Genomic DNA, 11,357 nt, shown 5'->3' with positions numbered 1-11,357 from the left:
GGAAGAAGAAATCTCTCAAAATGTCCCCCTCTCCCTGTGGGAGAGGGCTGGGGTGAGGGCTTCAGCGCGCATCCGCCCCCTACGAATACTTCTTCGTGCGACGGGTAGGCGCGGTGTTGGCCGGATCGTCCGGCCAGACATGTTTGGGATAACGCCCTTTCATCTCTTTTTGCACCTCGCGATAGCTTCCGGCCCAGAAGGCGCCAAGATCGCGGGTGATTTGCAGCGGACGCTGCGCCGGTGACAGCAGTTCCAGCACCAGCGGCACCCGCCCCTGCGCAATGGCGGGCGTTGTCGCCTCGCCAAACATCTCCTGCATCCGTACCGCCAGCGCCGGAGGATTATCTTCATGATAACGAATGGCTATCCGGCTCCCGGTGGGCACAGTGTAATGCCCCGGAAGCTCGGTATCCAGACGTTGGCGCAACGACCAGTCGGTTAAGTTCTGTAACGCCGCCTTAACATCCAGCGCTTTTAGCGCGCGCAGGGAGTGTACGCCAGTCATTTGCGGCAGTAACCAGGTTTCCAGATTTGCCAGCAGCGAGGCCTCATCCACCGCAGGCCACGCGTACTCCGGCAGCCACTGTGCGGCACAGTGAAGGCGGAGCCGGTACTGCTCCGCCTCCGGGGTCCAGTTCAGCACGCTGAGGCCTTTATCCCGGATGCCGTTGAGCATCGCCTGGTGCAGCTCCTCTTCCGAAGGCTTCGCCAGCGGCTTAACGTTCACCGTCAGGCGACCAATCTGCATGCGCCGCAGCGCCTTCAGGGTGCCCTGCGCCTCATCCCACTCCACGGTGTCTGACTGCGCCGCAAGCTCTGGACAAGCGCCGATCAGGACATCGATATCCACCGCCAGGCCCAACAAAATGCGGGCGTCCGGAGACTGGCTGCCCTGCAACAGCAGCGGGGCGATAAGCCACTCGTGACGGGTCATAGCGTCGTCGCTCTGCAGCATCGCCCCCATGCCGTTTGCCAGCTGATAGCGGCCATCGAGTCCGCGGCGGCGGGCGATCCGGTCGGGAAACGCCTTCGCCAGCAGCGCGGGCACCCGATCGCTGTCCGGCTCTCCACCGCGGCTGTTGAGTCGCAAACTCAGCTGCCGGGCGCGCTGCTGCCACTCCGGCTGATGGCGGAAGAAGGCCTGGGCCAGATCCGTGCTGGCACCACGCGGCGGCTGTTCAAGAATAGCGGCCAGTCTGGACGCCGTCGCAATATCATCGTTACCCGCTGCGCTGGCCAGCATCGCCGCCAGCCGCGGATCGTTGCCGAGCTTCGCCATCTTCTGCCCAAAGGCGGTTAGCTGCTCCCCGGCCAGCGCCCCGAGCTGGGTTAATAAACGCCGGGCCGCGGCAAGATTAGCCGCAGGCGGCAGATCCAGCCATTTTAACTGCGCAGGTTCCCGGCAACCCCATTGCAGAAGTTCCATCAGCAGGCCGCTGAGATCGCTTTGCATAATTTCTGGCGTTCCCTGCGCCGCGGCACGCTCCGCCTGCTCAAAAGGCACGAGATGCAGGCAGATACCCGGCGCCAGTCGCCCGGCACGCCCGGCGCGCTGGGTCATAGAGGCCTGGCTGACGCGCTGGGTCAACAGGCGGGTCAGGCCGGTGCGCGGATCAAAATTCGCCACCCGCTCCTGGGCGGAGTCTACCACCAGCCGGATGCCTTCGATGGTCAGGCTGGTTTCGGCGATATTGGTCGCCAGCACCACTTTGCGCTGCCCTGCCGGCGCGGGCAGGATCGCTTTACGCTGCTCGGCCAGCGACAGCGCGCCATACAGCGGACAGAGCACCACGTCGTCCGTCACGCGTCGGGCGAGCTGCTCCTGCACGCGCTGGATCTCCACAACGCCGGGCAAAAACAGCAGCAGCGAGCCGGGCTCCTGGCGCAGCAGCTCCGCGGTAGCGACCGCTACCGCCTCATCGAAGCGCAGCTGGGCGGGGAGCGACTGGTAGCGGCGCTCAACCGGAAACGTGCGCCCCTCAGAGACGATGGTGGGCGCGTCCGGCAGCAGGCGCTGAAGGCGCTCGTTATCCAGCGTTGCGGACATGATCAGCAGTTTGAGATCGTCCCGCAGCCCCTGCTGGACATCCAGCAGCAGCGCCAGAGCCAGATCCGCCTGCAGGCTGCGCTCGTGGAACTCATCGAGGATCACCAGCCCCACGCCGTTCAGTTCAGGATCCTGCTGTAACATCCGGGTGAGGATCCCTTCAGTGACCACCTCCAGCCGGGTATGCGACCCCACGCAGGTTTCGGCGCGCATCCGATAGCCCACCGTCTCACCCGGCTTTTCGCCCAGCAGCTCCGCCAGGCGCTGGGCCACGTTGCGGGCCGCGAGCCTGCGCGGTTCAAGCAGGATGATTTTGCCGCCGATCGCCCCCTGGGCCAGAATCTGCAGCGGCAGCCACGTCGATTTCCCCGCGCCGGTTGGCGCGTTCAGCAGAACCTGGGGGGCGTGTTGTAACGCGAGGAGTAAGTCGGGAAGGACAGCAGCGACCGGCAACAAGGACACGAATGGCTCCAGAGGGTTAACTTTAAACGGCGTACATTGTAGCATCGCCACAATTCATTACCGAGTGCCCCGTATGTCCGAGTCGAAAAGGTTGTTCTTTGCCATTGAAATACCTGCCCCGCGCCAGCGGCAGATTGTCCGCTGGCGCGCCGACCACTTTGCGCCGGAAGCGGGCCGCCCGGTGGCGGGTGCCAACCTGCACCTGACGCTGGCGTTTTTAGGGGATGTCAGCCCCGAGAAACAGCAGGCGCTGGCGGCGATGGCCGGGCGCATCCGCCAGCCGGGATTTACCCTGACGCTGGACGATGCCGGACAGTGGCTGCGCTCCCGCGTGGTCTGGCTGGGTACCCGCCAGCCGCCCCGTGGGTTATTGCAGTTAGCCAACATGCTGCGGGCCCAGGCGGCGCGCAGCGGCTGCTATCAGAGCCCGCAGCCGTTTCACCCGCATATTACGTTACTGCGCGATGCCAGCCACGCCGTCGCCATTCCGCCACCGGGTTTTCAGTGGTCTTTTCCGGTGACGGAATTTGTCCTCTACGAGAGCCGTTTTGCCGGCGGTCGCACGCGCTATACGCCGCTCCAGCGCTGGCCGCTTACCGAATAACAAGGAATTCGCATGCAGTTTACCCCTCCCCTACAACCCGCCACGCTGGTACAACGCTATAAACGTTTTCTTGCCGACGTCATCACGCCAGAAGGTGAAACCCTGACGCTGCACTGCCCCAATACCGGCGCGATGACCGGCTGCGCCACGCCGGGCGATACGGTTTGGTACTCCACCTCCAGTAATATCAAACGCAAATATCCGTACACCTGGGAAATAACCGAGACCGCCTTCGGTGAATATATTTGCGTCAATACGCTGCGGGCAAACCAGCTGGTGAAAGAGGCGATTAGTCTGGATTCCATTGCGGAACTGCGCGGCTATAACCGCTTAAAAAGCGAAGTGAAATATGGCACAGAAAGCAGCAGAATCGACTTTATGTTGCAGGCAGACGATCGCCCCGAGTGCTATATTGAAGTGAAATCAGTGACGTTAGCTGAAAAGGATAACGGTTATTTTCCGGATGCGGTGACGCTGCGCGGGCAGAAGCACCTCCGGGAGCTCATGAGTGTAGCGGCGGCGGGCAAGCGCGCCGTGCTGTTATTTGCGGTATTGCACAGCGCAATAGGACGATTTTCACCCGCCCGCCATATTGACCCTAAGTACGCGCAACTGTTGAATGAGGCACAAAAGCAGGGGGTAGAGGTTTTGGTGTATAAAGCGGAACTTTCTGCCGATAATATGACTCTGAGATCCGCTCTCCCCGTCACGTTATAAAAGGGGCTGGGCGTTGGCTAATAAGTATTCTGGTCGTGTGCGCAAATACGCTTTTCCTCACAGGCTTGTCAAGTGTTACGTTTAGATAATTGCCATCCGGAAAAGCATCTGCTATTTATAGCGGCCTGATTTTTCCCCCAACACGGGGATCGATAGTGCGTGTTAAGGAGAAGCAACATGCAAGAAGGGCAAAACCGTAAAACATCGTCCCTGAGTATTCTCGCCATCGCTGGGGTGGAGCCGTATCAAGAGAAGCCGGGCGAAGAGTATATGAATGAAGCCCAGCTATCACACTTCAAGCGAATCCTTGAAGCATGGCGTAATCAACTCAGGGATGAAGTCGATCGCACCGTTACTCATATGCAGGACGAAGCGGCTAACTTCCCGGATCCGGTAGACCGTGCCGCCCAGGAAGAAGAGTTCAGCCTCGAACTGCGTAACCGTGACCGCGAACGCAAACTGATTAAAAAGATCGAGAAGACGCTGAAAAAAGTCGAAGACGAAGATTTCGGCTTCTGCGAGTCCTGCGGTGTCGAAATCGGCATTCGTCGTCTGGAAGCCCGTCCGACAGCCGACCTGTGCATCGACTGCAAAACGCTGGCAGAAATCCGCGAAAAACAGATGGCCGGTTAATTCCAGTCCTGTCATAACGCTACCACAGGCGGGAGTTCTCTCCCGCCTGATTACTTTCTGCGCTGTGTAATTATGCCTGTTGATTATATTGGGCGCTTCGCGCCATCCCCCTCTGGCGAACTGCATTTCGGCTCGCTCATTGCCGCGCTTGGCAGCTATCTGCAGGCCCGTGCCCGACAGGGTATCTGGCGTGTTCGTATCGAAGATATCGATCCCCCGCGTGAAGTTCCCGGTGCAGCAGATACTATTCTGCGTCAGCTGGAACATTACGGCCTGCACTGGGACGGCGAAGTGCTTTGGCAATCCCGGCGGCACGAGGCCTATCGCGAACGCCTGGCCTGGCTGCACGCCCAGGGTCTCTCGTATTACTGCACCTGCACCCGCGCCCGCATTCAGAGCGTCGGCGGCGTTTATGACGGCCACTGCCGTGCGCTGCATCACGGTCCGGAAAATGCGGCAGTGAGAGTGGTGCAACAGCATCCCGTCACCCACTTTACCGATCGCTTACAGGGTGAACTCCACGCCGATGCGCGCCTGGCAGGCGAAGATTTTATTATTCATCGACGCGACGGGCTGTTTGCCTATAACCTGGCGGTGGTGGTGGATGACCACTTCCAGGGGATAACTGAAATTGTCCGCGGAGCTGACCTGATCGAGCCCACCGTGCGGCAGATTTCGCTCTATCAGCTGTTTGGCTGGCCGGTGCCAGCGTATGTTCACCTGCCGCTGGTGGTGAATGAAAAAGGGATGAAACTCTCGAAACAGAATCATGCCCCCGCATTACCGACCGGCGATCCTCGCCCTGCTCTTATCAATGCTTTACAATTTCTAAACCAGGATGTAACAAATGAGTGGCAGGATCTGCGCACCGAAGAATTGCTGGAAAAAGCGGTGGCCCACTGGTCGCTAAACCGCGTGCCGAAAATCCAGCATTCTCAAATGCGTCTCGCTGAGCTATGATTAGCCGCTATTTTTTGTCCTGAATTCTGAAACACACACTACCGAGGTGTACTATTTTTACCCGAGTCGCTAATTTTTGCCGTAAGGTGCTGAGCCGCGATGAGAGCATGGCGGATGACGTCATTGTTCAAAATACGATGTCGGTCATACCGCGCGAACAGCATGCTATTTCTCGCAAAGATATCAGTGAAAACGCCCTTAAGGTGCTTTATCGCCTGAATAAAGCCGGCTATGAGGCGTATCTCGTTGGTGGCGGGGTGCGTGACTTACTGCTCGGCAAAAAGCCAAAAGATTTTGACGTGACCACCAGCGCCACGCCTGAGCAGGTGCGTAAATTATTCCGTAACTGCCGTCTGGTCGGTCGTCGCTTCCGTCTTGCCCACGTGATGTTCGGGCCAGAAATCATCGAAGTGGCGACGTTCCGTGGTCACCATGAAGGCACCCCGACAGACCGCACCACTTCTCAGCGCGGTCAGAACGGCATGCTGCTGCGTGACAACATCTTTGGTTCTATCGAAGAAGATGCCCAGCGTCGCGATTTCACCATCAACAGCCTCTATTACAGCGTGGCTGACTTTACCGTACGCGATTTCGTGGGTGGCGTGCCGGATCTGAAAGCCGGTCTGATTCGCCTGATCGGCAATCCGGAAACTCGCTACCGTGAAGATCCGGTGCGGATGCTGCGTGCCGTGCGTTTCGCTGCCAAGCTGAATATGCGTATCAGCCCGGAGACCGCCGAGCCGATCCCGCGCCTGGCAACGCTTATCAACGATGTGCCTCCGGCGCGTCTGTTTGAAGAGGCGCTGAAGCTGCTGCAGGCGGGCCACGGCTTTGCCACCTATCAGCTGCTGCGCGAATATAGCCTGTTCCAGCCCCTGTTCCCGACCATCACGCGCAACTTTACCGAAAAGGGTGACAGCGCGATGGAACGCATCATCGACCAGGTGCTGAAGAATACCGATAACCGCATTCAGAACGATATGCGGGTGAATCCGGCGTTCCTGTTTGCCGCGATGTTCTGGTATCCGCTGCTGGAAACGGCACAGAAGATTGCCCAGGAAAGCGGTCTGGCCTATTACGATGCCTTCGCGCTGGCGGCCAACGACGTGCTGGATGAAGCCTGCCGCTCGCTGGCGATCCCGAAACGCATTACCACCCTGGTGCGTGATATCTGGCAGCTTCAGCTGCGGATGTCCCGTCGTCAGGGTAAACGCGCCTGGAAGTTAATGGAGCATCCAAAGTTCCGTGCGGCATACGATCTGATGGCCCTGCGTGCCGAGGCAGAGAACAACCGCGAGCTGCAGGCGCTGGTGCAGTGGTGGGGTGAATTCCAGGTCTCGGCGCCACCGGCGCAGAAAGACATGCTGACCGTTCTGGACGAAGAGCCGGCGCCGCGTCGTCGTCATCGTCGTCCGCGCAAGCGTGCGCCACGCCGTGAAGGTGCAGCATGACGCTGGCGTACATCGCCATTGGCAGCAATCTGGCCTCTCCGCTGGAGCAGGTTAATGCTGCCGTACAGGCGCTGGGCGACATTCCGCAGACCCGCGTCGTCGCCCTCTCCTCGTTTTACCGCACGCCTCCGCTGGGCCCACAGGATCAGCCCGACTACCTTAACGCCGCTATCGCACTGGAAACCACCCTTTGCGCCGAGGCGCTGCTGGACAATACCCAGCGCATCGAGCTTCAGCAGGGACGCGTGCGCAAGGCCGAGCGCTGGGGGCCGCGCACGCTCGACCTCGACATTATGCTGTTTGGCGATGCGGTGATTAACAGCGAGCGCCTGACGGTGCCGCATTACGATATGAAACGGCGCGGCTTTATGCTCTGGCCGCTGTTTGAAATCGCCCCCGATCTCATCTTCCCCGACGGTGAAAGCCTCAGCGCCCTGCTGGCGCAGCTGAACGCCGAAAAACCGGCCCGCTGGTAACAGCAAATTTCTGCTGATTAACCGCGAAATATTTATGGTTAATCGGTTGCCTAAAATCATTGTTCCCTCGAATGTTACTGTTAGAATGCGCAAAGATTTGCTTTGGGCTATCAGGAAACAGTATGAAACCAACCACCATCGCCACCCTGCAGAAATGCAAACAGGACAAACAGCGCTTCGCCACCATTACGGCCTATGACTACAGCTTCGCCAGACTCTTTGCCGAAGAGGGAATTAACGTCATGCTGGTCGGCGACTCGTTAGGGATGACGGTCCAGGGACACGACTCTACCCTCCCCGTGACGGTAGAAGATATTGCCTATCACACCCGGGCGGTGCGGCGCGGCGCACCGGCCTGCCTGCTGCTGGCGGATCTGCCGTTCATGGCTTACGCCACGCCGGAACAGGCATTTGAAAATGCCGCCACGGTGATGCGTGCCGGAGCCAATATGGTGAAAGTGGAAGGCGGTGCCTGGCTTGCCCCGACGGTGAAAATGCTCACCGAGCGCGCGGTGCCGGTCTGCGGCCATCTGGGGTTAACCCCGCAGTCGGTCAATATCTTTGGCGGCTACAAGGTGCAGGGGCGCGGTGACGCCGCCCAGGCGCTGTTTGATGATGCGCTCGCCATCGAGGCCGCGGGGGCGCAGCTGCTGGTACTCGAATGCGTGCCGGTGGCGCTGGCAAAGCGCATTACCGACGCGCTCGCTATTCCGGTGATCGGCATTGGTGCCGGTAACGTCACCGACGGGCAAATTCTGGTGATGCATGATGCGTTTGGCATTACCGGCGGGCACATCCCGAAATTTGCGAAGAATTTCCTTATCGGCGCAGGCGACATGCGCAGCGCAGTCAGGCAGTATATTGCCGACGTTGAATCGGGTGTTTACCCGGGTGAAGAACACAGTTTCCAGTAAGGAGTCTCGTTGTGCTAATCATTGAAACCCTGCCGCTGCTGCGCCAGCATATTCGCCGTTTGCGCCAGGAAGGTAAACGTATCGCGCTGGTGCCCACCATGGGCAACCTGCATGACGGCCACATGAAGCTGGTGGACGAAGCCAGAGCCCGCGCCGATGTGGTGGTGGTGAGTATCTTTGTGAATCCGATGCAGTTTGATCGTGCCGACGATCTGGCCCGCTACCCGCGTACGCTGCAGGAAGATTGTGAGAAGCTGAAAAAGCATCAGGTGGATTTTGTCTTCGCGCCCGCCCCGGCCGATGTCTATCCGCAGGGCACTGAAGAGGCCACCTTTGTGGACGTGCCTGGCATCTCCACCATGCTGGAAGGCGCCAGCCGTCCGGGACACTTCCGCGGTGTCTCTACCATTGTCAGCAAGCTGTTCAACCTGGTGCAACCGGATATTGCCTGCTTCGGCGAGAAAGATTTCCAGCAGCTGGCCCTGATCCGCAAAATGGTGGCGGATATGGGTTATGACATCGAGATTGTTGGCGTGCCGATTGTGCGGGCCAAAGATGGCCTGGCGCTAAGTTCACGCAACGGCTACCTCACCGCCGACCAGCGCAAAATCGCGCCGGGTCTCTATAAAGTGATGAGCACCATGGCGACCCAGCTGAAAAGCAAAGATCTGAGCAGCGAAGAGATTGTCGCCATTGCGGAACAGGCGCTGAACGACAGCGGGCTGCGCGCCGATGACGTGCAGATCCGTGATGCCGACACACTGCTGGCGCTCTCCCATGACAGCAAGCGGGCGGTGATCCTGGTGGCCGCATGGCTGGGTCAGGCGCGCCTGATCGATAATACCGTGGTTGAACTGGCTCAGTAACAACCGGGTACATAACACGCTAATGGATTAGCTTCCCTCGCCCACGTCTTCGCAAGTGGGTTACGCAAGAAGAGTAAAGGTAACGTCATGATTCGCAAAATGCTGCAAGGTAAGCTCCACCGTGTGAAGGTCACTCAGGCCGATCTGCACTACGAAGGGTCCTGCGCGATCGACCAGGATTTTCTCGACGCAGCGGGTATTCTTGAAAACGAAGCCATTGATATCTGGAATGTGAGCAACGGCAATCGTTTCTCAACTTACGCTATCGCGGCAGAGCGCGGTTCTAAAATCATCTCCGTTAACGGTGCGGCTGCGCACTGTGCAAACGTCGGTGATATCGTCATCATCGCCAGCTTTGTCATGATGTCCGATGATGAAGCGCGCCGCTGGCAGCCGAAGGTCGCCTATTTTGAAGGCGACAACGACATGAAGCGTATCGCAAAAGCGATTCCGGTTCAGGTTGCCTGATCCTATCCCTGCGGCTGATTGCTAATCAGCCGCGACAGGGTCTCTAAAGAATCCGTTCTGAGAACGTACAAGCGCTTCAGTAAGAACGGATTATCTCCCGGTTTCACCTTGCCTTTTACCGTCGTCACAGCCAGATGGAAACCGGCGTCATTCGCCGCTTTCACCGCAGTATCGTTATAGCCCCCAAAGGGATATGAGAGATACAACACGTGCGGGTTAAACTGCGCCAGCGCGCGGCGAGAGTGTTTAAAATCCATCACCACGTTGTGATAGCTGCGGCCGAGCAGGATCGGATGGCGCTTCGCATCCACCCGGTGCAGGAAGTGGGTGTGCGACTGCACGTCAAACACATCCTGGATCTCACGCAGTTCGGAAATGCTCATAAACTGCAGCGTCTTCGGATCCCATTTCAGTGGATGAGCTTTGATCCGCGAGGAGATAATAAACGCCGTGGCGTGAAAGCCGTACTGTCTGAGGATCGGCCAGGCGTAGCGACTTACCGACTTGAGGCCGTCGTCAAAGGTGATCACCACCGCCCGGGCGGGCAGGTTCATTTTATTACGCACATAGCCTTCTAGCTGGTACATCGTCAGCGTGGTGTAACCCTGGTCCCGTAGCCAGGCCATCTGGTTGTTGAAAGCGCGCACGCTGGTGGTGGTCGAGGTATGGCGAAAACGGGTGTTCTCTTCGTCGCGCAGGATGTGGTGGTAGGTCAATACCGGCAGCCCGCTATCCTCCTGCGCATCCAGGCTACTGACCCAGGCCAGTCGGTTGGCAATGCGGATCTGATACCACGTCTGATTCAGACGATCCTTCAGCTTGCTCAGGATCGGATAACGCAGATTGTCAGCCAGGGTACCAAAGGGTGCGCTGCCAGCGTTGGGCGCGTTGTAGACCGGGGTGTCCTTCCAGGTAATCAAATTCTGGTTACTGAGCGGCTTGTTAAGATCGCCGAGACTGTCCTCCACGCGCTGTTTACCCTGCACCTCGCCCAGATGCCCTTTATCGATAAAACCAGTGCCAAAGCCAAAGCGGAACTCATAGTACTCCGCCGGGGTGGGAGAAACGGCGATGATTTGCCCGGCGCGCACATTGCCGACGGTGACGACGCGGTTACCCACCTGCGCCCAGATGGCGGCATCTTCGGTGGTTTGCATATAGCGGGGCGGGAGCCCTGGCTGGCTTAACAGACTGGCGGATACGCCGCCGGAGACCAGCAGCAGAAGCAGAAGAAAAATACGCGAAAACATAGGGAGCTATTCAGTACGAAAATCGGACGCTATTGTAGCAAAAGCGCCGGTAATACCAATGTTTAATATTTCTCCTGCCCATGGAGCAGGACAAAGGGTGGATTCTTCTGCTGCTGATGCCACAGGCTGCTGACGTCCGGGGCGCCGCGGGCCACGATGGTGTTGCGAAAGCCGATGCTGTCGGTCATTTCGCGCAAAGGATACATCATCTCCAGCAGCGGATAGTCAATTCCGGTGATTACCTCGCAATTGGCGTGCTTATGGCTGAGCAACGCCGCGGCGCGATAGGGCGCGGCGCCCGAAATATCGGTCAGAAAGATAACCCCGTCGCCGCTGTCGACCTGATGCTGGGCGTCACACAGCATACGGCTTAACATATTGCAGCTCAGGCCGCGCCAGAAATTGACCACCTGGCACTGCACCAGCGGCCCAAACCGGACGGCGAGCTTATCCGCCATCTGCTGCGCATGTTCATCATGGCACGTGATTACCCAACCCAGCATCGTCAC

Annotated in this window: 12 protein-coding genes; 9 read left to right on the top strand and 3 right to left on the bottom strand. The window is 58.7% G+C overall.

Features of this window, described 5'->3' with window-relative positions:
• Positions 1–79 precede the first annotated feature (79 nt).
• Positions 80–2,509, bottom strand: a complete 2,430-nt coding sequence (gene hrpB / locus MXM41_RS13590; protein ID WP_325932506.1) for an ATP-dependent helicase HrpB — start codon at positions 2,507–2,509, stop codon at positions 80–82.
• 73 nt (positions 2,510–2,582) lie between these two features.
• Between hrpB and thpR the strand changes: the two genes are divergently transcribed.
• The 9 genes from thpR (at position 2,583) to panD (ending at position 9,598) form a co-directional block, all read left to right on the top strand.
• Positions 2,583–3,113 (top strand): RNA 2',3'-cyclic phosphodiesterase, encoded by a 531-nt coding sequence (gene thpR, locus MXM41_RS13585; RefSeq protein WP_325932505.1) that lies wholly within the window; start codon positions 2,583–2,585, stop codon positions 3,111–3,113.
• A 12-nt stretch (positions 3,114–3,125) separates the two neighbouring features.
• On the top strand, positions 3,126–3,830 hold the full coding sequence (gene sfsA, locus MXM41_RS13580) for a DNA/RNA nuclease SfsA (protein WP_325932504.1): 705 nt from the start codon (positions 3,126–3,128) through the stop codon (positions 3,828–3,830).
• A gap of 177 nt (positions 3,831–4,007) precedes the next feature.
• Positions 4,008–4,463, top strand: a complete 456-nt coding sequence (dksA, locus tag MXM41_RS13575; protein ID WP_012016093.1) for an RNA polymerase-binding protein DksA — start codon at positions 4,008–4,010, stop codon at positions 4,461–4,463.
• A gap of 69 nt (positions 4,464–4,532) precedes the next feature.
• Positions 4,533–5,423 (top strand): tRNA glutamyl-Q(34) synthetase GluQRS, encoded by an 891-nt coding sequence (gene gluQRS, locus MXM41_RS13570; RefSeq protein WP_418936788.1) that lies wholly within the window; start codon positions 4,533–4,535, stop codon positions 5,421–5,423.
• Between the two features lie 53 nt (positions 5,424–5,476).
• Complete coding sequence (gene pcnB / locus MXM41_RS13565; RefSeq protein WP_325932577.1) at positions 5,477–6,874, top strand: polynucleotide adenylyltransferase PcnB; 1,398 nt, start codon at positions 5,477–5,479, stop codon at positions 6,872–6,874.
• The gene (folK, locus tag MXM41_RS13560; RefSeq protein WP_325932502.1) at positions 6,871–7,350 is read left to right on the top strand and encodes a 2-amino-4-hydroxy-6-hydroxymethyldihydropteridine diphosphokinase; all 480 of its coding nucleotides are present in this window, start codon (positions 6,871–6,873) and stop codon (positions 7,348–7,350) included. The genes pcnB and folK overlap by 4 nt, the downstream gene beginning before the upstream one ends.
• Positions 7,351–7,472: 122 nt before the next feature.
• Positions 7,473–8,264, top strand: coding sequence for a 3-methyl-2-oxobutanoate hydroxymethyltransferase (panB, locus tag MXM41_RS13555; protein WP_325932500.1), 792 nt, complete (start codon positions 7,473–7,475; stop codon positions 8,262–8,264).
• An 11-nt stretch (positions 8,265–8,275) separates the two neighbouring features.
• The gene (gene panC, locus MXM41_RS13550) at positions 8,276–9,130 is read left to right on the top strand and encodes a pantoate--beta-alanine ligase (RefSeq protein ID WP_325932499.1); all 855 of its coding nucleotides are present in this window, start codon (positions 8,276–8,278) and stop codon (positions 9,128–9,130) included.
• Positions 9,131–9,217: 87 nt separating this feature from the next.
• Complete coding sequence (gene panD / locus MXM41_RS13545) at positions 9,218–9,598, top strand: aspartate 1-decarboxylase (protein ID WP_325932497.1); 381 nt, start codon at positions 9,218–9,220, stop codon at positions 9,596–9,598.
• Positions 9,599–9,600: 2 nt separating this feature from the next.
• On the opposite strand, the gene MXM41_RS13540 is transcribed toward panD, so the two are convergent.
• Both MXM41_RS13540 and MXM41_RS13535 read right to left on the bottom strand, forming a co-directional pair.
• The gene (locus tag MXM41_RS13540) at positions 9,601–10,848 is read right to left on the bottom strand and encodes a polysaccharide deacetylase family protein (protein WP_325932496.1); all 1,248 of its coding nucleotides are present in this window, start codon (positions 10,846–10,848) and stop codon (positions 9,601–9,603) included.
• A gap of 62 nt (positions 10,849–10,910) precedes the next feature.
• Entirely contained in the window at positions 10,911–11,351 is a 441-nt protein-coding gene (locus MXM41_RS13535; RefSeq protein ID WP_325932495.1) for a PTS sugar transporter subunit IIA, read from the bottom strand.
• Positions 11,352–11,357 lie beyond the last annotated feature (6 nt).

It is taken from the genome of Leclercia adecarboxylata (assembly GCF_035787115.1).
Taxonomy (GTDB): domain Bacteria; phylum Pseudomonadota; class Gammaproteobacteria; order Enterobacterales; family Enterobacteriaceae; genus Enterobacter; species Enterobacter adecarboxylatus_E.
The sequence above is the reverse complement of the archived record's forward strand: the minus strand, read 5'-3'. Positions and strand labels throughout refer to the sequence as shown.